Here is a 21,351-nt window from a genome sequence, read left to right as displayed (position 1 = left end):
CCCGGCGCCGCCCCGTCCGGCCGGTGTTACGGAATGCGGGTACGACTGCCCGTAACCCGTCTGCCGCCTGGCCCTTTCGGCATCCGAACACCCGGACTTTAGGGCGAACTTGTCCGGTTTTGTCGACGGCCTTGTAACAGCGGTTAGCGGAGGCGTTCGGTCCGGGAAGGTCCGGGTCATGAACCACGACACCACCCCCGCCACCCCGGGCACCCCCACCACCCCCGCCCCCCTCTCCCCGCGCCCCCTCGGCGACCTCGTCGACTCCCAGCGGCGCGTCATGAGCGCGGCGCAGCTCAAGGCCCACGGCGTCACCCACGCGGCCGCGCAGGGGCAGTGCCGCCCCGGCGGCCCCTGGCAGCGGGTCCTGCCGGGGGTGTTCCTGCTGCACCCGGGCCCGGCGACCGGCGAGGAACGGCTGCACGCGGTGCTCCTGTACGCGGGCCGCACCCAGGAGCAGCCGCGCCGCACGGGCGGTGTCCCGGCGCAGCCCCGTACCGGCGACCCGCACGCCGCGCCCGCCGTGGCGTACACCGAGGCCATGGTCACCGGCCTCGCGGCGCTCGCCCTGCACGGCTTCGTCTCCGCTCCCCCGCTGCTCTCGCTCGACCACGTCGACGTCCTCGTACCGCGCACCCGCCGGCTGCGCTCCACCGACTTCGCCCGTCTGGTCCGCACGACCGCGCTGCCGACGCCGGTCCAGCTGAGCGGAGTTCCGGTCGCGCCCGTGCCGCGCGCCCTCGCGGACGCCATCGGCCAGCTCTCCGACGCGTCCGCCGTACGCCTCCTGATGACGGAGGCGGTACGCGGCGGGCACTGCGAACCGGCAAGCGTGGTGCGGGAGTTGACGCAGGCCCGGCTGCTCACCCGGCCGCACGTCGTGGACGCCGTGGACTCGCTGCTCGCGGAGGGGCGGGCGATCGCCGAGGACCGGCTGTACCGCATGGTCGTCGAGTACGGGCTCCCCGACCCGCTGTGGAACGTGGACCTGCGCCTGCCCGGCGGCCCGCACCTCGGCGGCGTCGACGCGTACTGGCCCGAGCACGCCGTCGCCGTGGAGCTGGACACCCGCGCCCCGCGCCAGGACGAGGACGCGCTCTGGAGCGAGTACGCCCGTAAGCGCGAGTACCTGGAGCGGCTCGGCATCACCGTCGTCCACCTCACGCCGCGCAAGCTGCGCGAGGCCCTCGAACAGCAGGCGGCCGTGGTCCGCACGGCGCTGATGGCGGCGGACGACCGGGACCCGGCCGCCTATGTCGTGGTGCTGCCGCGCTAGCTCTTCTTGAGGACCAGCTCCGTGTTGCGGTCGCCCGGGGTGCCGGAGAGGGTCGCGCGGGAGCCGGGGGCGTTGAAGGCGAGTTCGCGGTAGAGGGCGGCGAGGCCGGTCTGGCTGAGGTCGGTGACGTCGGCGCGGTGGGGGGCGGCGGACTCGACGCAGGTGGTGAAGAGGGAGAGCGTGCCGTCGTGGTTGTCGGCGATCTCGATGACGCGGGCCAGCTGGGGGAAGTCCACGTGCGAGGCGGTGGAGACCTCCCAGTAGCCGCCGGTGCCGTGCTCGCCGGAGTGCGGGGTGATGGCGTTCTTGTGGCTGTGCCCGTTGACCCAGGCGAGCACCGGGCGGTGGCGGCCGAGGACGGCGGCCAGTTCCTTGCCGCCGTGGCGCTGCTCGCCGGGGTGGTGCGGGTCCTCGCGGAGGTTGCGCATCGACTTGCTGGTGTGGTGCGAGAAGACGACGACGTGGTCGCCGTTCCTCTCGGCTGCCTCCAACTGGGCCACTAGCCAGCGCAGTTGGGCGGTTCCGAGCGAGCCCTCGTAGTGGCCGCCGGGGTCGGTCGTGTCGAGGCTGATGCCGAGGACGTCACCGGAGATACGGAACGTGTAGTACTGGGTGACGGCGGCGAGATTGGCCTGCGTGTACCCGTGGCCGACCGGGCCAGGGCCGGTGTGCGCCGGGTCGAGGTGCGCGGCCAGGTACTCGGCGGGGGTGAACGGGGCGCGGGCCTCGTCCGGGGTGACCCGGCGCATGGCCCGCGTGTTGGCCTTCAGGAGGTCGCGGAAGGCGGTGCCCTTGGGGTCGCCGCCGTGCTTGACGTTGTCCCAGATCGCCTTGCCGGCCGATCCGGGCAGCTCCATCAACTTGCGCCCGCCGACGGCGAACTCGGCGAAGAAGGAGTCGCCGGGCGCGTAGCAGCCGCCGGGCAGCGCGTCGTGGTTGCCGACCGTGGAGTACCAGGGCAGGTTCAGTCCGGGGCTGCGCAGTTCGGCGATGGCCGCCGCGAGGAAGCCGGGGATGCGCGGGAAGCCGTGGCCCTGCTTGTCGGCGTCGCGCCGGTCACTGTCCGGCTGCCAGTAGAGCGGGACGCCGCTGTTCTGGACGCCCTCGTAGTGGCGGGGGTCGCCGCTGTTCGGCGTGATGCGGCCGCCGCTCATCGTCTTGAGGAACCAGTCGAGTTCGGTACGGGAGTTGTTGTCCGTGTTGTCGCCGGTCGTCATCACGAAGTGGAGCGGGGACGCGGTGACGGGTGCGCCGCGCAGCGCGTTGACCCGCTCGACCAGGGACACCGCGCCGGCCACCGACAGCGCCTCCTGGGGGCGCCAGGCGCTGGCGGTCTGGGCACGCAGGTACTCGTAGCGCAGCGGGTGTTGTACGTCGACCAGGTGCAGGTCGGTGAATTGCACGAAGGCGGCCAGCGCGGTGCGGCGGGCCGCGCGCCCCGAGCGGGCGGACGCGAGGTCGGCGCGGACGACGCGCTCCCAGGCCGGTCCGTCGCCGAGGTGGCGGTAGCCGGGCCCGGCCGGTCCGGTGGCGACGGAGCCGAGGGTCGTGCCGCGCGTGTACGGCATGAGGGGGGCCGCGGGCGCGCGGCGGGAGGTGAGGGTGCGGGCGGGTGCGGGCCCGGCGGCGGCGGCCGAGCCGTCCGGGGCGAGGGCGTAGCCGAGTCCGGCGGTGAGGGTCGCCGCGCCGGTCGCGGCCAGGAGCGTACGGCGGTCGAGTGCGGCGGCTGCTTTGGTGACAGAGCGTAGGCGCGACATGGCGCGGTCTCCCCGGGTGCGAACGCGTCGACAGTGGCGTACTGGATCGTTGGCAGCGGGGGTGGCGTGCGCGTGAACGGGGACGCAACGCGCAACGCCGATCGCGGTACGTGGATCACCGGCCGGGCGTGGGCACCCTGGGTTGTCATGCGCGGGGAGGAACTCACCCCCCGCACCGTCACCCTGAGTTCATCTTTCAGGGAAGCAAGTGCCCCGACGCCGGGCGCTCGCGCCACAGCCGCAGACCCACGTCGACGAGTTCGACGCGCGCCAGCTCCTCGACGGCGCCGAGGTCGTGCCACGCGGCCATGTCCGTGGAGCCGTTCTCCTCGTGGCGCAGGGTGCCGCCGGTGACGGTGGCCTCGTAGACGAGGCGCAGCCCGTGGAAGTCGGCGACCGAGCCGAGCTTGCGGGGGTAGCGGCGCAGGACGGAGTGGACGCCGAGGAAGGTGCCGGGGTCGACGGTGTAGCCGGTCTCCTCGTCGACCTCGCGGACGACCGTGTCGTAGGGGTCCTCGCCGTGGTCCATGCCGCCGCCGGGCAGGGTCCAGCGCTTGCTGCCGTCCCCGGCGACCCAGCGGGCGAGCAGGATCCGTCCGTCGCGCACGCACACGGCGTACGCCGCCACCCTCAGCTCTTTGTGCATCCCCCGACGCTAACGGAGAGTGCGAGCTCTCCACCGAGGGTTCGGGGACGGGCCGTACTACGTCCGGTTAGCGACTGGTTCGTCCCCGGTGGCGTATGGCGGAAGTACGCCATGGCTCCATCCCGCCCCGGGCAACTCTCCCCAAACTATGTCCTCTTAGATAAAGCTGAGCGGTCATCCGGCACCGAATTCCGGAGCCTTACGAACAAGTTGTACGCACGACACCCTCGTTGTCCCACTTCACGTACAGGGATGCTGATGACCCCCGATCCCCAGCGCGCACCCATATCCGGTGCGAGACGCGCGGCCCGGCTCGCGGCCGCCGCAGGTCTGGTGGCCGCGCTCACCGCGGCCGGGCCGATACCCATGGCCCTCGCCGCCGACGCGGACCCGGCAGGCACGACTCCGGCCGCCGACCCCGCCGTCAAGTCCGCCGGTGAGAAGCTCGGCGCGCACGACGCGCAGCTCCTCGCCGAGGCGAAGGCCGACGGCGAGAAGAACGTGACCCTCATGGTCGCGACCGCCCCGGGCGCCACCGAGCAGGTGGCCGAGCAGCTCGACGCGGTCAAGGGCGGCTCCGTGGGCCGCACCTACGACAAGCTCGGCTACGTCCGGGCGACCGTGCCGACGAGCCGCGCCGACGCCGCCATCAAGGCCGCCGCGAAGCTCTCCTCCGTGCACGGCATCGACCTGCGCCAGGAGATCCAGCTCGACGACCCGACCCCGGCGGGCGACACGGCCAAGGGCGCGGCGAAGAAGGGCAGCGGCTCCTACGGGGCGCCCGGCGCGAACACCCCGGCGAAGAACCCGTACAACCCGTCCTTCGAGACGGGCGCGGTCGACTTCGTGCAGGACAACCCGAAGGCCGACGGCCGCGGGGTCACCATCGGCATCCTCGACTCCGGCGTCGACCTCGGCCACCCCGCGCTGCAGAAGACCACGACCGGCGAGCGCAAGATCGTCGACTGGGTCACCTCGACCGACCCGATCGTGGACAGCGACGGCACCTGGCGCCCGATGGTCACCTCGGTGTCCGGGCCGACGTTCACCGCGGGCGGCCGTACGTACAAGTCGGCGGCGGGCACCTTCGGCTTCAGCACGTTCGCCGAGTCCACGACGGCCGGCGGCGACGCCAAGGGCGATCTGAACCGCGACGGCGACACCACCGACAAGTGGGGCGTCCTCTACGACGCGAAGGCCGGCACCGTCACCGTCGACCTGAACGACAACGGCGACTTCACCGACGACACCCCGATGAAGCCGTACAAGGACGGCTACCAGATCGGGTACTTCGGCAAGGACGACCCGAAGACCGATGTCGTCGAGCGCATCCCGTTCGTGGTGGAGATCCGCAAGGACGTCCCCATGGACCCGTACGGCGGTGACTGGGTCGGCCAGAAGCGCGACTTCGTCAACATCGGCGTCATCGAGTCCGAGCACGGCACGCACGTCGCGGGCATCACCGCCGCCAACGCGCTGTTCGGCAACAAGAAGATGAACGGTGCCGCGCCCGGCGCCAAGCTCGTCTCCTCGCGCGCCTGCACCTGGTCCGGCGGCTGCACCAACGTCGCGCTGACCGAGGGCATGATCGACCTCGTCGCCAACCGCGGCGTCGACATCGTCAACATGTCGATCGGCGGCCTGCCCGCGCTGAACGACGGCAACAACGCGCGCTCCGAGCTCTACACGCGTCTCATCGACACCTACGGCGTGCAGCTCGTGATCTCCGCGGGCAACTCGGGCCCCGGCGCCAACACCATCGGCGACCCCGGCCTCGCCGACAAGGTCATCTCGGTGGGCGCCTCCATCTCCAAGGAGACCTGGGCCGCCAACTACGGCTCCCAGGTCGAGAAGGAGTACGCGATGATGCCGTTCTCCTCGCGCGGCCCGCGTGAGGACGGCGGCTTCACCCCGACGATCACCGCGCCCGGCGCGGCGATCAACTCGACGCAGACCTGGCTGCCCGGCGGCCCGGTCGCCGAGGCGGGCTACTCGCTCCCGGCCGGCTACTCGATGCTCCAGGGCACGTCGATGGCGTCGCCGCAGGCCGCGGGCGCCTCGGCGCTGCTGCTCTCCGCCGCCAAGCAGAAGCACATCGCGCTGACCCCGGCGAAGCTGCGCACCGCGCTGACCTCGACCGCCAAGCACATCAAGGGCGAGCAGGCGTACGCCGAGGGCTCCGGCCTCATCGACATCGAGGACGCCTGGCGCTCCATCCGCCTCGGCGCGCTCGGCGCGGGCGCCCACACGTACACCGTGAAGGCGCCCGTCGACACCGCGATCGACTACGCGCTGAAGACGCCGGGCTTCGGCACCGGCATCTACGACCGCGAGGGCGGCCTCAAGGCCGGGCAGGCGAAGACCTACGACGTGACCCTCACGCGTACGTCGGGCTCGTCCGCGCCGCGGCTGCACACGCTGTCCCTGAAGAACAACTCGGGTGACACCTTCCGCATCGTCGGCTCGCGCCTCGTCCTGCTGCCGCTGAACAAGGCCGTCACCGTCAAGGTGCAGGCCAAGCCGGGCTCCGCCGGGCTGCACAGCGCCATCCTGGAGGTGAACGACCCGCTGACCGTCGGTGTCGACCAGCAGGTCCTGGCGACGGTCGTCGTCGCGAAGCCGCTGGCCAAGCCGTCGTACTCGGTCAGCGAGAAGGGCTCGGTGCAGCGCAACAGCACCAAGTCCTACTTCCTGACGGTGCCCGAGGGCGCCAAGGCGCTCCAGGTGCGGATGAGCGGGCTGAAGGCCACCAGCCAGACCCGCTTCATCTCCATCCACCCGTACGGCGTCCCGGTCGACGAGACGTCCACGCCGAGCTGCTACCCGAACTACGAGAACCCGGCCAACACCTGCCGCCCGGACCTGCGTTCGTACGCGGACCCGCAGGCCGGTGTCTGGGAGATCGAGGTCGAGTCGCGCCGTACGTCGCCGCTGCTCGACAACCCGTACACCCTCGACGCGTCGGTCCTCGGCGCCACCTTCGACCCGGCCGTGCAGACGCTGCCCGAGGCGAAGGTCGGCAGCCCCGCCACCGTGAACTGGAAGGTCACGAACAACTTCGCGGCCATCGACGGCGGCAAGCTGGAAGGCGGTCCGCTCGGCTCGTCGAAGTCGGCTCGTCCGTCCATCGCGGACGGTGCCACGCAGACCTCGACCGTCGAGGTGCCCGCGGGCGCCGAGAAGCTCGACGTCTCCATCGGCAACGTCTCCGACCAGGCCGCCGACCTCGACCTGACCGTCAAGAACGCGGCCGGTGCCGTCGTCGCGACGTCCGCCGACGGTGACTCCGAGGAGTCCGTCAGCATCGCGAAGCCGGCCGCCGGCACGTACACGATCGAGGTCGCGGGCTACTCGGTGCCGTCCGGCTCGACCGCGTACGACTACGTCGACGTGTTCTACTCGCCGGCGCTCGGCACGGTGAAGGTCGACGACACCAAGACCGTGACCCTGGCCAACGGCGCGTCCACGGACGTGGCCGCCCAGGTCACGGCCGCGGCCGCCGCGCCGGAGGGCCGTGAGTTCTTCGGCGAGGTGCGCCTGCTGAACGAGCGCGGCATCGCCGCGGGCGTCGGCAGCGTGAAGATCGAGAAGGTCACCGAGTAACCACTCGGAGGGCTTGAGCGCGGGGGCGGACGCCGGTGGCGTCCGCCCCCGCCGCCGTGTTCAGTCCGCGTGCGGGCCCGGACAGGTCAGGCCGCGGGCCTCGGGCAGCGCCGCGAGGATGTCCTTGCGGGCGTCGCCCACACCCCGCCCCGTCTCCCAGTCCTGCCGGTCCTGCGCGTGCAACGGGACCGCGATCAGCGTGTACGTGCCGGGCTTCAGGTCCGTGCGGGCCGCCCCGTCCAGCGTCACGCTGACCGTGGGATGCCGCGCCGCCGACCGCTCGGGCCGGTAGTACCGCTTCACCTCCAGGACCACCTGTACGTCGCCGTCGGCGCGCGGCGTCACACTCCGCACGGTGCCTTCGAACGACCAGCGCAGGCAGGCCAGGCGCTGGGCGCCCCGGTGCGCGCCGGACCCGTCCTGCGCCTTGGCGGCCGCGCTGTCGGACCCTGCGCTCTTGTCGCTCGCGCCGCCGGGCGCCTGCACCCCGAGCCACACCAGGCCACCGAGGACGGTGGCGGCGCAGGTGGCGACGAGGCCGCCGAAGGCGATCCGCAGCGGTCCGCGGCGGCGGACCGGGGCGGGCGAGGGCGCGGGTGCGCGTACGGGCTCCGGGGCGCGGTGGGTCGCCAGCGTGTCGCCGAGTGCCTGGATCCGCTCGCGCAGGAGCGTGACGTCCGCCACGACGGCCGCCGCGTCCGGACCGTCGTCGCCGGGCACCGGCTCACCCGTGATCGCGAGCATCAGGAGCCGGTCCTCGCGCGCGTCGTCCTCCACGTCACACCACCTCCTGTTCGCGCAGCCGCGCCCGCAGCAGGCGCACGGCCGTGTGCAGCCGGCTCTTGACGGTGCCCTCGGGCACGCCCAGCTCGGCCGCGATGTCCCGGACCGGCAGATCCGCGTAGAAGCGCAGCACGACCACCTGCCGCTGCTGGTCGGGCAGCTCGTCGAGGCCCTGGGCGACGGCGAGGGAGAGGACGCGGGTGTCGGCGGCGTCCCCGGTCTCCTCCTGGCGCAGCGAGGCGAGGCGCTCCCCGAGCCGCTCCTGGCGGCGGCGCGCCCGGTGCCAGTCCATGGCGAGGTTCGAGGCGACGACCGCCGCCCAGGCCGCGACGTCGCGCGGCGCGTCCTGCCCCTTCGCCGCCCGTTCGAGCAGCCGCAGCCGGACCTGCTGCACCCCGTCGGGCAGGTCCGCGTACGGCACCCCGCCCAGGGACAGGACGGCCCGCACCCGGTCCTCGACGGCGGCGTCCAGCGGGTCCGGCACGTCCTGTGACCGTCTCCATGGCTTTCCGCGCAGCAATGCCCCTCCCCTCCCGCGTCCGTCCTACGACGCGGCAGGAGCCCGGAACGTTCGACTCCGTCTGTGGGGAATCCCACGCGTCCCGTACCTCGGACAATCGATTGGACAAGGCGGCCCTGGACAGACACATCATGGACACACCCGCAGGCCGGATGGCCGCTCGCAAACTCGGAGGAACCCCTGTGAAGGTCGGAATCGTCGGAGCCACCGGTCAGGTCGGCACGGTCATGCGCAAGATCCTGGTCGAGCGTGCGTTCCCGGTCGACGAGCTGCGCCTGTTCGCCTCGGCGCGCAGCGCGGGCACGGTGGTGGACGGCGTGACGGTCGAGGACGCCTCGACGGCCGACTACACGGGCCTGGACATCGTCCTCTTCTCCGCCGGTGGCGCCACCTCCCGGGCGCTCGCCGAGAAGGTCGCCTCGCAGGGCGCCGTCGTGATCGACAACTCGTCGGCCTGGCGCAAGGACCCCGAGGTCCCGCTCGTCGTCTCCGAGGTGAACCCGCACGCGATCGCGGACCGCCCCAAGGGCATCATCGCCAACCCGAACTGCACGACGATGGCCGCCATGCCGGTCCTGCGCCCGCTGCACGACGAGGCCGGTCTGGAGGCGCTGGTCGTCGCCACCTACCAGGCCGTCTCCGGTTCGGGCCTCGCGGGCGTGGCCGAGCTGCACGGGCAGGCGCAGAAGGTCGTCGCCGACGCCGACAAGCTGACCCACGACGGCGAGGCCGTGGACTTCCCCGAGCCGAACGTCTACAAGCGCCCCATCGCCTTCAACGTGCTGCCGCTCGCGGGCAGCATCGTCGACGACGGCCTGAACGAGACGGACGAGGAGCAGAAGCTCCGCAACGAGTCCCGCAAGATCCTGGAGATCCCGGCCCTCAAGGTCTCCGGCACCTGTGTCCGCGTCCCGGTCTTCTCCGGCCACTCGCTCCAGGTCAACGCCCGCTTCGCCCGCCCGATCAGCGTCGAGCGCGCCACCGAGCTGCTCGCCGGCGCCCCCGGCGTCGAGCTGTCCGACATCCCGACGCCGCTCCAGGCCGCGGGCAAGGACGCCTCGTACGTGGGCCGCATCCGCGGGGACGAGACGGTCGAGAACGGCCTCTCCCTCTTCATCTCCAACGACAACCTCCGCAAGGGCGCCGCGCTGAACGCCGTGCAGATCGCCGAGCTGGTGGCGCGGGAGCTCAGCGCCAAGTAGGCGCCTCGGCGTCCGCGGGGTTCTCCGCCGCTGCCGGGTGCGGCGTGCGTCATGGCTGGTCGCGCAGTTCCCCGCGCCCCTGCGAGGCGCACTTCGTGCGCCGTCTCCGTCAAGGGCGCCGCACCTCGAAGTGCAGGCAGCCGTACTCGACCGCCCGGACGTGCACCAGCGCCACGTCCGGGTCGGCGAACGCCTCGTCCAGCGCCGCGTCGAAGGCGGCCGTCGCGTCGGCGGGGATCTCCAGGAGCCGCCCGCCCGCGATGCGCCCGCGCGCGTCGTAGCGGCGCAGGGTGCGCAGGGCGCCGGTCCGGTCGAAGGGGTAGCGGCCGGGGTCGGCCACGTAGCCCGCGCAGTCCCCGGCGTCGGCGTGCAGGAAGACCGGGCCCTGTTCGTCGTAGGCGCCCGGGTCCGCGCCCGTCGCGGCGGCCCAGCGGCGCAGCGGCGCGTACGAGACGAGCGCGATGCGCTCCCCCTCCCGGACCGGGGTCAGGCAGCAGCGCAGGGGGGAGCCCGCGTCGTCGGCGGTGGCGGTGTACGGGCGGCAGGGGCGGCCCGCGTCGTCGGTGGTGCGGAGTTCTTTCAGAGCGGCGTCCTCGACGGGGCGCGCGGTGTACCTGGTCATGGCCTCAGCCTCGTCCCGCGCGCGGGTGTTCACCGGCGGAAAACGGACATCGCGCTCGTACGCCCCCACGTGGAAGGATGACCGGAAACGTCACAAGCGTTGATCACGTATCCGCACTAGGACCGCACTAGGAGATGACCGCGTGCCTGGCACCAATCTGACCCGCGTAGAGGCGCAGCAGCGGGCGAAGCTGCTCACCGTTGACTCGTACGAGATCGATCTCGACCTCTCCGGCGCGCAGGAGGGCGGCACCTACCGTTCGGTGACGACCGTGCGCTTCGACAGCGCGGAGGCGGGCGCCGAGACGTTCATCGACCTCGTCGCGCCGACCGTGCACGAGGTGGTCCTCAACGGCCGCGCCCTCGACGCCGCCGCCGTCTTCCAGGACTCGCGCATCGCGCTGGCCGGTCTGGAGCAGGGGGCGAACGAGCTGCGGGTCGTCGCCGACTGCGCGTACACGAACACCGGCGAGGGCCTGCACCGCTTCGTCGACCCGGTCGACGAGCAGGCGTACCTGTACACGCAGTTCGAGGTGCCGGACGCGCGGCGCGTCTTCGCGAGCTTCGAGCAGCCGGACCTGAAGGCCACGTTCCAGTTCACCGTGAAGGCGCCGAGCGGCTGGACGGTCATCTCGAACTCGCCCACCCCGGAGCCGAAGGACGACCTCTGGTCCTTCGAGCCGACCCCGCGTATGTCGACGTACGTGACGGCCCTCATCGTCGGCCCGTACCACGCGGTCCACTCGACGTACGAGAACGCCGGGACCGGGCAGTCCGTCCCGCTCGGCATCTACTGCCGTCCCTCGCTCGCCGAGCACCTCGACTCGGACGCGATCTTCGAGGTGACGCGGCAGGGCTTCGACTGGTTCCAGGAGAAGTTCGACTACGCGTACCCGTTCGCCAAGTACGACCAGCTCTTCGTGCCGGAGTTCAACGCGGGCGCGATGGAGAACGCGGGCGCGGTCACCATCCGCGACCAGTACGTCTTCCGCTCGAAGGTGACGGACGCCGCCTACGAGGTGCGGGCCGCGACGATCCTGCACGAGCTGGCCCACATGTGGTTCGGCGACCTCGTCACCATGGAGTGGTGGAACGACCTGTGGCTGAACGAGTCGTTCGCCACCTACGCCGAGGCCGCCTGCCAGGCGTACGCGCCCGGCTCGAAGTGGCCGCACTCGTGGACGACGTTCGCCAACTCGATGAAGACGTGGGCCTACCGGCAGGACCAGTTGCCCTCCACCCACCCGATCATGGCCGAGATCAACGACCTCGACGACGTGCTCGTCAACTTCGACGGCATCACCTACGCCAAGGGCGCCTCCGTCCTCAAGCAGCTCGTCGCCTACGTCGGCGAGGACGAGTTCTTCCGGGGCGTACAGGCCTACTTCAAGCGCCACGCCTTCAAGAACACCCGCCTGTCCGACCTCCTCGGCGCCCTGGAGGAGACCAGCGGCCGCGACCTGAAGTCCTGGTCGAAGGCGTGGCTGGAGACGGCCGGCATCAACATCCTGCGCCCCGAGATCGAGACCGACGAGCACGGCGTCATCACGTCGTTCGCCGTCCGGCAGGAGGCCCCCGCCCTGCCCGAGGGCGCGAAGGGCGCGTCCACGCTGCGGCCGCACCGCATCGCGATCGGTTTCTACGACCTGGACGACGCGAGCGGCAAGCTCGTGCGCGTCGACCGGGTCGAACTCGACGTCACCGCGAGCGAGTCGACGACCGTGTCCGAGCTGGTCGGCAAGCGCCGCCCCGCCGTCGTCCTCCTCAACGACGACGACCTCTCCTACGCCAAGGTCCGCCTCGACGAGCAGTCCCTCGCCGTCGTCACCGAGCACCTCGGCGACTTCGAGTCCTCCCTGCCGCGCGCCCTGTGCTGGGCCTCCGCCTGGGACATGACCCGCGACGCGGAACTGTCCACCAGCGCCTACCTCGACCTCGTCCTCTCCGGCATCGCCAAGGAGTCCGACATCGGCGTCGTGCAGTCCCTGCACCGCCAGGTCAAGCTCGCCATCGACCTGTACGCGGCCCCGGCCCACCGCGACACCCTCCTCGGCCGCTGGACCGAGGCGGCGCTGACCCACCTCCGCACGGCCGAGGCGGGCAGCGACCACCAGCTCGCGTGGGCCCGCGCGTTCGCGGCGACGGCGCGTACGCCGCAGCAGCTCGACGTGCTGGTCGGGCTGCTCGAAGGCACGCAGACCATCGAAGGCCTCGCCGTCGACACCGAGCTGCGCTGGGCGTTCGTACAGCGGCTCGCGGCGGTCGGGCGGTTCGACGAGTCCGAGATCGCCGCCGAGTACGAGCGTGACCGCACCGCCGCGGGTGAGCGTCATGCGGCGACCGCGCGGGCGGCGCGGCCGACGCCCGAGGCGAAGGCGGAGGCGTGGGCCTCCGTCGTCGAGTCGGACAAGCTGCCCAACGCCGTGCAGGAAGCGGTGATCGGCGGGTTCGTGCAGACCGATCAGCGGGAGCTGCTGGCGCCCTACGCGGAGAAGTACTTCTCCGTGCTGCGTGACGTGTGGGACGCGCGGTCCCACGAGATGGCCCAGCAGATCGCGGTGGGTCTGTACCCGGCGGTCCAGGTCTCCGAGTCGACGCTCGCCCGCACGGACGAGTGGCTGGCGTCCGCGTCGCCGAGCGCGGCGCTGCGCAGGCTGGTCTCGGAGTCCCGCGCCGGGGTCGAGCGGGCGCTGCGCGCGCAGGCGGCGGACGAGTAGGCACATCGCCGACCGCGGGTGAGTCGTGGCTGGTCGCGCAGTTCCCCGCGCCCCTGAGATGCGCACTGCGTGCGACACCTCCCCGGTTTCGTCGGGTGCGACGCCGTCGTGGTTGCTCGCGCCGTTCCCCGCGCCCCTGAGGTGCGCACTTCGTGCGGCATCTCGGGGGCGCGGGCGCCCGGCGGGGGAGAAGGCGCGGCGGAGCCGCTGGCCTTCAGGGGCGCGGGGAACTGCGCGACCGGCCACGACGGCGCCGCGCCCGGCAACGCACGTTCCAGGACCGCGGCGCGGGGAACCGCGCGACCAGCCACGGTGAGAGCCGCCCCGTGTGACACTCCCCCTATGGACGGCATGACAGAGCGCGAATCCCGCTGGGAAAAAGACGCCATGACGGTCGAGATCGGCTTCGCGCTGTTCACCGGCGCCCTGCTCGGCGGCGCCCTGTGCGCCCTGATCGCGGGCCCCACCTGGATCTGGCACCTGCCCCCGGGCGCGGAGGACCTCCTGCGCATGGCCGGATCCGTACTGGGCTGCGGGGCGGGCGTATGGCGGGCCGTGACCGTGCTGGTCCGCTTCGACCGGGCCCGCCGCCTGGGCCGCTGAGAGTCTGTGTCATATCCCCGGTCGGGCGTGCCAGGCGTCGCGCGCCCGACCGGGGATATGACACAGGCTCTGAAACCCCGGGCCGCGGCTACCCCGCGAACCGCTCCCGCAGCACCGTCCGCCCCGCCTCCGTCAACACGCCGTGCAAGCGCATCCGGGCCACACCCCCGTCGGGGAACGCGTCGAGCCGCACATGCGTGGCCACCGCCCGCTCCCCCAGCGGGAACCGGTGCAGGGTGTCGGGCTGGAGCCGCGTACGCGGGATGATCTCGAACCAGTCGCCGGACTCGCCGTCGCGCCCGCTCAGCGCGATCCACCCCGCCGAATTGCCCTTCAAGTACGCCGTGTCGATCTCGACCGCGCGGATCTCCCCCTGCGCGGCGAGCCGGAAGCGGACCCAGTCGTTGGTGCCGTGGACGCGGCGGCGCCGGTTCTCCCAGCCGTCGTCCATCTTGCGGGAGGTGCCGGGCAGGATGATCTGCGTCGGCGAGGAGTAGAAGCGGTCCGACGCGTCCTCGTACACACCCCCGTTGAGTACGGAGACCAGGTCGAACGTGCCGAGCAGGCCGAGCCACTCGGGGTCGGGCACGACCTCGCCGTGCACGCGGAGGCGGGCGATGCCGCCGTCGGGGTGCTGGCAGACCCGCAGGTGCGTGAAGCGCCGCTCGCTGGTGACGGCGAAGGCGTTGGCGGCGTGCCCGCGGACCTGGCTCGGCGCGATCAGCTCCTCCCACTTCACGTCGTCGGCGAGGAGTTCCCCGGGGGACGGCGCCCCCGGTACCGCCGCCGCCTGGACGCTGACGCGCTGCGGGTAGTTGCCGCGGAAGTGCGCCGTGTCGACGACGATGCCGCGGATCACGCCGGGCGCCCCGAGCCGGACGATCGCCCAGTCGTGGTCCTCCGGCGCGGGGAACGGGGAGTCGGCCGTGCCCCGGCGGCGCCGTGTCTCCCAGCCGTCCATGATCTTGCCCTTGTGCCCGAAGTGCTCGGGGTCGAAGACGGCCCGCTCGCGGACGAGGAGGTTCTCGCGCTGGGCGAAGAACTCGTCGTTGGCGGCGACGACCCCGGCGCCGAGCCGCCGGTCGGCGAGGTCGACGAGCTGGTCGAATCCGGCGGGGTCGCCGAAGGTGCGGTAGTCGGCGTAGGGGTCGCCTCCGGCGTAGGGGGCGGCGTCGTTGGCGTGCGGGTCCTCATGGGCGGGAGTCGTGGTCATGCGAGTACTGTCGCCCGCGCGGACCGCACAGGTCCATCGAAAGTTTTCGGGGTACGTGTTCAGCTCAGCTGAACGATTACGGCCGCAGCGCGTCCAGCACCCTGCGCACCGCCGCCCCCTCCTCCGCCCCCTTGCGCACCGCCGCCACCACATGCCGTACGGGCCGGTCGGCCCCGAGCGCGCACATCGCGACGCCGTCCCGCCGCGCCGCCGCCATCCGGGGCACGAGGGCGACCCCCATCCCGGCCTCGACCATGGCGAGGATCGCCGTCCATCCGGCCGCGCTGTGCGCCTGCTCGGGGACGAACCCTGCGGCCTCGCACGCGGCGATCGTGATCTCGGACCAGGGGCCCGAGCCGCCGAAGATCCACGGTTCGCCCGCGAGGTCGGCGAGGCGCAGGCCCGGCTCGGCCGCCAGCGGATGGCCGACCGGCAGGGCCACGTCCAGGGGGTCGGCGAGCAGCGGCACCCGGGTGAACTTCGGGTCGCGGGCGGTCGGCGCGTGCGCGGCGAGGGAGAGGGCGAGGTCCACGTCGCCGGAGGCGAGCAGTTCGTACGCCTCCCCCGCCTCGGCCTCGCGGACGCGGACGGTGATCCCGGGGTGCGCGGTGCGCAGCGCCCGTACGGCGGGTACGACGAGGGCGGGCACGGCGGTGGAGAACGCCGCGACCCGCACCTCTCCGGCGTCCCCGTGCACGTACTGCTCCAACGCGGCGTCGGCGCGCTCCAGTTGGGCAAGGACGGCGTCCGCGTGCGCCAGGACGAGGTGGGCGGCGTCGGTGAGCCGGACCCGCCGCCCGTGCGCCTGGAGGAGGGGGACGCCGAGCTGTTTGGCGAGGTTGGTGAGCTGCTGCGAGACGGCGGACGGCGTCATGAGGAGCGCCTGCGCGGTGGCGGTGACGGTGCCGCGCTCGCGCAGAGTCCGCAGGATCACCAGCTTCTTGACGTCCCACCGGTCGGGCGTTCTCGGCACTGCCCTCCGTGCGGGCCCCGGCTCGTTCTCGCTCATGCGCCACAACGTAACGCGACGGCCTACGCTGGCGTCATGCGGCAGACGGTACGGACGGTGGAGACGGCGGGGCCGGTACGGATCCGGGCGGCCCGCCCCGACGAGGCGGCGGAGCTGAGCGCGCTGGCGCTGCGCTCGAAGGCGCACTGGGGGTACGACGAGGCGTTCATGACGGCCTGCGTCGACGAACTGACACTGCGGGCGGAGGAGGTGGAGGCGCGCAGGACCGTGGTGGCGCAGGCCGCTGACGGGCGCCTTCTCGGCTTCGCGACGCTGGAGGGGCAGCCGCCGCGCGGTGAGTTGGGCCTGATGTTCGTCGACCCTGCCGCGATCGGCGGCGGCGTGGGCCGGCTCCTCTTCGACCATGTGCGGGAGGCGGGCCGCGCCGCCGGTTTCGCCCGGTTCGGCTGGGCCGCGGACCCGCACGCGGTCCCGTTCTACGAGGCGATGGGCGGCCGCCGGGTCGGCACGGTCCCCTCCGGTTCGCTGCCGGGCCGGGTGCTGCCGCTGATGGAGCTGGCTCTGTAGGCCCCGGACGCCGACGCGAGAACCACGCCGGCCAGGATCAGCCCCATGCACCCGACCTGCGCCGGGGCCATCGCCTCGCCGAGCACGGCGTACGACAGCAGCGCCACGCAGACCGGTTGCAGGTAGTAGACGGCCCCGGCACGGGCCGCCCCGACGAGCGCGATCGCCTTGTTCCACGCGAAGAAGGCGAGCGCCGAGGAGACCACGCCGACGTAGAGCAGCGGCCCCACCGTGCCCGGCCGCACCTCGAAGCCGCCCTGCACCGCCACGCTCACCGCGTACGCGGGCAGCAGCATCAGCGCGCCGAGCACGAACGTCGCGAACAGGAACGCCACCCCGCCGATCTCCGGCGGCCTGCGCCGCAGCAGCGCGCTGTACGAGCCGAAGCAGACGGCGGCGCCGACCACCCAGAGGTCACCGGCCGCGAAACCGGGGCCCACCGACCCCTTGCCGACGAGCAGGACGACGCCCGCGCAGGCGACGAGCGTCCCGGTGACGCGACGGGCGCCGAGGCGGGCGCCGCCGAGCCGTTCGTACAGCGCCATGAGGACCGGCGACGCCGCCATGATCATGCCCATGGTGCCGGCGGAGGTGGTCAGGCCCGCCTGGTTGACGAGCGTGTTGTAGACGGTGACGCCGAGGAGCGCGGCGAGCGTGAGGTGGCCCGAGTGGCGCCGCAGCAGCGCCCGTTCACGCCAGGCGGCCCGTGCCCCGAGCGGGGCGAGCGCCGCGATCGCGACGATCCACCGCCAGAACGCGTGCTGCACCGGCGGCACGCTGTCGTGCAGCGCCCGCGCGGTGACGAAGCTGCCGGACCAGACGACGGTGGCGAGCGCGGCGAGGGCGAGCCCGGCCCCGAGAACGCGCCCTGGCGCGCTCGGCTCGGCCGACGTACGGGGGCGGGAGCGGTCCAGGGCCGTGGCGGTAGGCATGGGGCCAACGTGACAGGGTCCGACCCATCACGTCCATCGAAAGTTTTCGGCATCCGTGTTCAGCTGAGCTGAACTCTCAGCCTTCCAGGTACGCCAGCACCGCGAGCACCCGCCGGTTGTCGCTCTCCCCTGGCAGCAGCCCGAGCTTGGTGAAGATGTTGCCGATGTGCTTGGCGACCGCCTTCTCGGTGACGAAGAGCGCCTCCGCGACCCCCGCGTTCGAGCGTCCCTGCGCCAGCATCCCGAGGACCTCGCGTTCGCGCGCCGTCAGCGATCCGAGCCGGCGGTCGCGGACCTTGCGGGCAAGCAGCTTCGAGACGACCTCGGGGTCCATCACGGTGCCGCCGTCCGCGACCTGCCCGATGGTGCGCAGGAACGCGGCGCCGTCGGTGACCCGGTCCTTGAGGACGTAGCCCACCGCGCCCGCCCCGTCCGCCAGCAACTCATGCGCGTACAGGGGCTCCACGTACTGGGAGAGCAGCAGCACGGGAAGGCCCGGGACCCGTTCGCGGGCGGCGAGGGCCGCGCGCAGGCCCTCGTCGCTGAAGCCGGGCGGCAGCCGTACATCGACCACGGCCACGTCGGGCCGTTCGTCGACGAGGACCTTGCGCAGTTCGTCGCCGTTGTCGACGGCGGCGACGACCTCGTGGCCGTAGGCGCCGAGGAGCCGTACGAGACCGTCCCTCAGCAGGAAGTGGTCTTCGGCGACGACAATGCGCACGGCACCTCCAGCGAGATCTGGGTCGGGCCGCCGGCCGGGCTGTTCACGGCGAGCACCCCGTCGAAGGTGGCGAGGCGGCGCTCGATGCCGGCCAGGCCGCTGCCCAGGGCGGGGTCCGCGCCGCCGCGCCCGTCGTCGGTGACGCTGACGCGCAGGACGGCGCGGGCGGGATCGTGGCCGATGTCGATCCACAGCCGTTCGGCGTCGGCGTGCTTGGCGGCGTTCGTCACGGCCTCGGCGACGGCGAAGTACACGGCGGACTCGACGGGCGCGTCGGGGCGGCCGTCCAGGTCGACCGTGACTTCCGCGTCCAAGGGGCTGAGCAGCGCCAACGACCGTACGGCGTCGGCGAGTCCGCGGTCGGCGAGGACCGGCGGATGGATGCCGCGCACGAGGTCGCGCAGTTCCTGGAGCGCGGCGACGGAGGAGGCGCGGGCCTCCGCGAGCAGGGCGCGCACGGCCTCCGGGTCGTCGGCGAGCCGGTGCTCGGCCGCGTCGAGGGTCATGCCCATCGCGACGAGCCGGGCCTGCGCGCCGTCGTGCAGGTCGCGTTCGATGCGCCGCAGTTCGGCCGCCGAGGTGTCGACGGCGTCGGAGCGCGTCGCCGACAGGTGCGCGATGCGGGCGGCCATCAGCTCCTGCTCGCTTGGGGCGAGCGTGGCCCGCACGAAGCGGGCGTGCCGGTCGACGGCGCCGGGCGCGAGATACAGCCCGGCGCGCGCGACGGCGAGCCCGAGCAGGCCCGCGAGCACGCCCGTCGGCAGGTTGCGGACCGGGACGAACCCGTACCAGAGGCCGTCCCAGCCGGCGTCCCGCGACAGGTCGGGGCCGAACACGGCGAGGAACAGGCCCCACGCCCCGTACAGCAGGAGCGCGCCGGGGACGCAGGCGATGAGGCCGCCGACGAACGAGTACATCGTCGTCCAGCGCCACTCGCGGAACCGCTGCGCGTCACCGAACAGCCACCGGTAGCGGGCGAGGAGGCCCCGGCTCTCCTTGTCGCGCGCGGCCGGGGCGGGCGTCGCCTCCACGGTGATACCCGACCATGCGGCGGCGAGCGCCCGTTCCCGGTCGACGAGGCGGCGCATCCCTCCGGCGGCGCGCGGCAGCAGCCCCGGGACGGGGGTCCACACCGCGAGGTGCACCATCGTCGACCAGTGCACCGCCACAAGAGAGAGCCACCACAGGCGCGTGCTGCGCCGCACCGCCTCCAGCTGCCGTCCGATGTCCCCCGTGCCCGCCATGTCCCCCAGCTCCCCTGCTCGTCCGGCTACCGCAACGAGTATGAGGCGAAGTCCCCGGGCATGTCGGTGGACTTATCTCCCCCATTCCCCAGCTCCCCGGGCACGTCCCGCGCCGCCCACGCCGCGTATCCGTCGGGCCGCACGAGCAGCGCGGTGCGCCGGTCGCTCGCCCAGTGCGCGACGCGCAGCCCGTCGTTCTTGTACGCGGTCCCCTGCGGCAGGATCAGCACGAACTGGCCCGCGCGCAACGCCTCGTAGAGCCGGGTGCCGCCCGCGAGGGCCACGTCGGGCACGCGCCTGCCGACCAGCGGGTGGGCGCCCCTGGGCGCCGGGTAGGCGACGCCGAGGCCGGTGATCTGGCCGGTCGCGCGGGCGCGGGCGGGGCCGACCCGGCCGAGGACGCCGGTGGCGGCGGCCCGCGCGGCGAGCGTCCAGGGCCGCTTCGCCATCGCCATCCGGACGATGCCGCCGCTGCTGCGCAGCACCGCCTTGCCGACGGGGTGGCGTTCGGCCTCGTACGTGTCCAACAGGGCGTCCCGCGCCCGGCCGTTGACGACCGCCGCGAGCTTCCAGCCCAGGTTGGCGGCGTCCTGGAGGCCGACGTTCATGCCCTGGCCGCCCGCCGGGGTGTGCACGTGCGCGGCGTCGCCCGCGAGCAGGACGCGGCCCACGCGGTAGGCGGGGGCCTGCCGTTCGTCGCTGTGGAAGCGGGACATCCAGCGGGCGTCGTACATGACGTAGTCGCGGCCGAGGGCGAGCCGGGTGATCTCCTTGATCTCGTCGAGTTCGAGGGGTTCGCCGTCGGGCACGTTGCGCGCCCGGTGCCAGCCGATGACGCGGTGGTAGCCGTCGCCGAAGGGGGCGATGAAGGCGAAGGCGTCCCCGACCGCGTTCACGGTGAGCAGGTTCTCCGGCTGCTCGGCCAGGCGGACGTCGGCGAGGACGACGGAGCGGATCACGGACCTGCCCGGGAACGGCAGCCCCACGGCGCCCCGTACGACACTGCGCATCCCGTCGGCGCCGACGACGTAGGCGGCGCTCATCTCCGCCCGCTGCCCGCCTTTGCCGCGCACCTGGAGCGTGACCCCGTCCGCGCCCTGGACCAGGCCGAGCACCTCCGTCTCGTACGCGAAGGCGACCCCCGCGTCGACGGCGCGCCGCTCCAGCGCCCTCTCGACCTCGTACTGCGGGACGACGAGGAGGTGCCGGAAGCGGGAGTGGAGCCGGTCCAGGTCGACGGAGAGGCTGCCGAACAGGCGGAGCCGGTCGAGCGGCCGCCCCTTCTCCTCGATCCCGTCGGCCAGGGCGCGCGCGTCGAGCTGCTCCAGGGTGCGGGCGTGCACGACGAAGGCGCGGGAGAGGTTGCTGATCTCGTGGCCGCGCCGCTCCACGAGGGTCACGGAGACCCCGGCGGCGGCCAGGTCACCGGCGAGCAGCAGCCCGGTGGGGCCCGCGCCGACGACGATGACGGAACGGTCGTACGGGGTGCCGTGCGGTGCGGAGCCGGTGCCCTGGTGCGCGGTGCCGTTCATGGTGGCCTCCTGCGAGTCTCCGGGTGGTGCCCGTAGCGGCTAGCGGCCCGTCCATGGTGGGGTGCCGGGGCCGGGTCGAGGAAGGCCCGTTCGCCGCGCGAACGCGTCGAGGGCACCCGCCGCGCCTGCGCGACGGGTGCCCTCGACGGGGAGACTCTGCGGGTCAGCCCTGCTTCGGCTGCTTGCGCGACTTGTCGCCGAGCGCCACGAGGCCGGCGATCACCAGGAAGATGACGATCGGGGCGGCCACGTAGAGGCCGAGCGTCTCGATCACGCTCAGGCCCTTACCCGGGTCGTCGCCGTCGTCGCGCGTCAGGGCGAGCGCGGGGGACGACATGAGCAGCATCATCAGCGTCGTACCGGAGGCCAGGGCGCCGGCGCGCAGGGCGTTCTTCTTGTCCACGATGCCAACGTAGCGAACGCTTCCGCGCCCCGCGCGCCCGG

18 protein-coding genes are annotated in these 21,351 nt (G+C 72.9%); 6 read left to right on the top strand and 12 right to left on the bottom strand.

Annotation, left to right across the window (positions count from 1 at the left end; translation table 11 throughout):
* The first annotated feature begins 178 nt into the window (after positions 1-178).
* On the top strand, positions 179-1,276 hold the full coding sequence (locus C1N81_RS29375; RefSeq protein ID WP_394434083.1) for a hypothetical protein: 1,098 nt from the start codon (positions 179-181) through the stop codon (positions 1,274-1,276).
* Here C1N81_RS29375 and C1N81_RS29370 read toward each other — a convergent pair.
* Both C1N81_RS29370 and C1N81_RS29365 read right to left on the bottom strand, forming a co-directional pair.
* Positions 1,273-3,033 (bottom strand): TIGR03767 family metallophosphoesterase, encoded by a 1,761-nt coding sequence (locus C1N81_RS29370; protein WP_394434081.1) that lies wholly within the window; start codon positions 3,031-3,033, stop codon positions 1,273-1,275. The genes C1N81_RS29375 and C1N81_RS29370 overlap by 4 nt on opposite strands.
* A 196-nt stretch (positions 3,034-3,229) precedes the next feature.
* Positions 3,230-3,679 (bottom strand): NUDIX hydrolase, encoded by a 450-nt coding sequence (locus C1N81_RS29365; RefSeq protein ID WP_394434079.1) that lies wholly within the window; start codon positions 3,677-3,679, stop codon positions 3,230-3,232.
* Positions 3,680-3,937: 258 nt separating this feature from the next.
* On the opposite strand from C1N81_RS29365, the gene C1N81_RS29360 reads away from it, so the two are divergent.
* On the top strand, positions 3,938-7,282 hold the full coding sequence (locus C1N81_RS29360; RefSeq protein ID WP_394434077.1) for a S8 family serine peptidase: 3,345 nt from the start codon (positions 3,938-3,940) through the stop codon (positions 7,280-7,282).
* Positions 7,283-7,342: 60 nt separating this feature from the next.
* Here the strand turns inward: C1N81_RS29360 and C1N81_RS29355 are convergent, their stop codons facing one another.
* Together C1N81_RS29355 and C1N81_RS29350 are read right to left on the bottom strand one after the other, a co-directional pair.
* Positions 7,343-8,059 (bottom strand): hypothetical protein, encoded by a 717-nt coding sequence (locus C1N81_RS29355; protein ID WP_394434075.1) that lies wholly within the window; start codon positions 8,057-8,059, stop codon positions 7,343-7,345.
* Position 8,060: 1 nt separating this feature from the next.
* On the bottom strand, positions 8,061-8,585 hold the full coding sequence (locus tag C1N81_RS29350; protein WP_394434074.1) for an RNA polymerase sigma factor: 525 nt from the start codon (positions 8,583-8,585) through the stop codon (positions 8,061-8,063).
* 182 nt (positions 8,586-8,767) lie between these two features.
* Between C1N81_RS29350 and C1N81_RS29345 the strand changes: the two genes are divergently transcribed.
* Positions 8,768-9,787, top strand: a complete 1,020-nt coding sequence (locus C1N81_RS29345; protein ID WP_394434072.1) for an aspartate-semialdehyde dehydrogenase — start codon at positions 8,768-8,770, stop codon at positions 9,785-9,787.
* Positions 9,788-9,896: 109 nt separating this feature from the next.
* On the opposite strand, the gene C1N81_RS29340 is transcribed toward C1N81_RS29345, so the two are convergent.
* Complete coding sequence (locus C1N81_RS29340; protein ID WP_394434070.1) at positions 9,897-10,409, bottom strand: DUF1203 domain-containing protein; 513 nt, start codon at positions 10,407-10,409, stop codon at positions 9,897-9,899.
* Positions 10,410-10,551: 142 nt separating this feature from the next.
* Here C1N81_RS29340 and pepN point away from each other — a divergent pair, with 142 nt between their 5' ends.
* Positions 10,552-13,125 carry an aminopeptidase N gene (gene pepN, locus C1N81_RS29335; RefSeq protein WP_394434068.1) on the top strand — a complete coding sequence of 858 codons (2,574 nt, stop codon included), beginning with the start codon at positions 10,552-10,554 and terminating at the stop codon, positions 13,123-13,125.
* A 342-nt stretch (positions 13,126-13,467) separates the two neighbouring features.
* On the top strand, positions 13,468-13,728 hold the full coding sequence (locus tag C1N81_RS29330) for a DUF6332 family protein (RefSeq protein WP_394434066.1): 261 nt from the start codon (positions 13,468-13,470) through the stop codon (positions 13,726-13,728).
* An 88-nt stretch (positions 13,729-13,816) separates the two neighbouring features.
* Here C1N81_RS29330 and alc read toward each other — a convergent pair whose 3' ends face one another.
* Together alc and C1N81_RS29320 are read right to left on the bottom strand one after the other, a co-directional pair.
* Positions 13,817-14,941: an allantoicase gene (gene alc, locus C1N81_RS29325; RefSeq protein WP_394434064.1), complete on the bottom strand. Its 1,125-nt coding sequence runs from the start codon at positions 14,939-14,941 to the stop codon at positions 13,817-13,819.
* Positions 14,942-15,017: 76 nt separating this feature from the next.
* Positions 15,018-15,950, bottom strand: a complete 933-nt coding sequence (locus C1N81_RS29320) for a LysR family transcriptional regulator (protein WP_394434062.1) — start codon at positions 15,948-15,950, stop codon at positions 15,018-15,020.
* Positions 15,951-15,986: 36 nt separating this feature from the next.
* Between C1N81_RS29320 and C1N81_RS29315 the strand changes: the two genes are divergently transcribed.
* Entirely contained in the window at positions 15,987-16,478 is a 492-nt protein-coding gene (locus C1N81_RS29315; protein ID WP_394434060.1) for a GNAT family N-acetyltransferase, read from the top strand.
* On the opposite strand, the gene C1N81_RS29310 is transcribed toward C1N81_RS29315, so the two are convergent.
* The 5 genes from C1N81_RS29310 to C1N81_RS29290 all read right to left on the bottom strand — a co-directional run bounded on the left by C1N81_RS29310 (position 16,388) and on the right by C1N81_RS29290 (position 21,310).
* Complete coding sequence (locus tag C1N81_RS29310; protein WP_394434058.1) at positions 16,388-17,410, bottom strand: DMT family transporter; 1,023 nt, start codon at positions 17,408-17,410, stop codon at positions 16,388-16,390. The genes C1N81_RS29315 and C1N81_RS29310 overlap by 91 nt on opposite strands.
* A 76-nt stretch (positions 17,411-17,486) precedes the next feature.
* On the bottom strand, positions 17,487-18,131 hold the full coding sequence (locus C1N81_RS29305; protein ID WP_394434056.1) for a LuxR C-terminal-related transcriptional regulator: 645 nt from the start codon (positions 18,129-18,131) through the stop codon (positions 17,487-17,489).
* On the bottom strand, positions 18,095-19,375 hold the full coding sequence (locus C1N81_RS29300) for a sensor histidine kinase (protein ID WP_394434054.1): 1,281 nt from the start codon (positions 19,373-19,375) through the stop codon (positions 18,095-18,097). Before C1N81_RS29300 ends, C1N81_RS29305 begins: the two co-directional genes overlap by 37 nt.
* 26 nt (positions 19,376-19,401) lie before the next feature.
* A complete protein-coding gene (locus C1N81_RS29295; protein WP_394434052.1) occupies positions 19,402-20,907 on the bottom strand; it encodes an FAD-dependent monooxygenase in 1,506 nt (501 codons plus the stop codon).
* Positions 20,908-21,070: 163 nt separating this feature from the next.
* Positions 21,071-21,310, bottom strand: a complete 240-nt coding sequence (locus C1N81_RS29290) for a hypothetical protein (protein ID WP_394434050.1) — start codon at positions 21,308-21,310, stop codon at positions 21,071-21,073.
* Positions 21,311-21,351 lie beyond the last annotated feature (41 nt).

This window comes from Streptomyces sp. SGAir0957 (genome assembly GCF_043523415.1).
This window is presented reverse-complemented; position numbering and strand designations above follow the sequence as displayed.

Excerpts from the sequence above, each read along its gene's own strand:
- C1N81_RS29375 (WP_394434083.1), top strand. The coding sequence starts at position 179 with ATGAACCACGACACCACCCCCGCCACCCCGGGCACCCCCACCACCCCC.
- C1N81_RS29370 (WP_394434081.1), bottom strand. The coding sequence starts at position 3,033 with ATGTCGCGCCTACGCTCTGTCACCAAAGCAGCCGCCGCACTCGACCGC.
- C1N81_RS29365 (WP_394434079.1), bottom strand. The coding sequence starts at position 3,679 with ATGCACAAAGAGCTGAGGGTGGCGGCGTACGCCGTGTGCGTGCGCGAC.
- C1N81_RS29360 (WP_394434077.1), top strand. The coding sequence starts at position 3,938 with ATGACCCCCGATCCCCAGCGCGCACCCATATCCGGTGCGAGACGCGCG.
- C1N81_RS29340 (WP_394434070.1), bottom strand. The coding sequence starts at position 10,409 with ATGACCAGGTACACCGCGCGCCCCGTCGAGGACGCCGCTCTGAAAGAA.
- C1N81_RS29330 (WP_394434066.1), top strand. The coding sequence starts at position 13,468 with ATGGACGGCATGACAGAGCGCGAATCCCGCTGGGAAAAAGACGCCATG.
- alc (WP_394434064.1), bottom strand. The coding sequence starts at position 14,941 with ATGACCACGACTCCCGCCCATGAGGACCCGCACGCCAACGACGCCGCC.
- C1N81_RS29320 (WP_394434062.1), bottom strand. The coding sequence starts at position 15,950 with ATGAGCGAGAACGAGCCGGGGCCCGCACGGAGGGCAGTGCCGAGAACG.
- C1N81_RS29315 (WP_394434060.1), top strand. The coding sequence starts at position 15,987 with ATGCGGCAGACGGTACGGACGGTGGAGACGGCGGGGCCGGTACGGATC.
- C1N81_RS29310 (WP_394434058.1), bottom strand. The coding sequence starts at position 17,410 with ATGCCTACCGCCACGGCCCTGGACCGCTCCCGCCCCCGTACGTCGGCC.
- C1N81_RS29300 (WP_394434054.1), bottom strand. The coding sequence starts at position 19,375 with ATGGCGGGCACGGGGGACATCGGACGGCAGCTGGAGGCGGTGCGGCGC.
- C1N81_RS29295 (WP_394434052.1), bottom strand. The coding sequence starts at position 20,907 with ATGAACGGCACCGCGCACCAGGGCACCGGCTCCGCACCGCACGGCACC.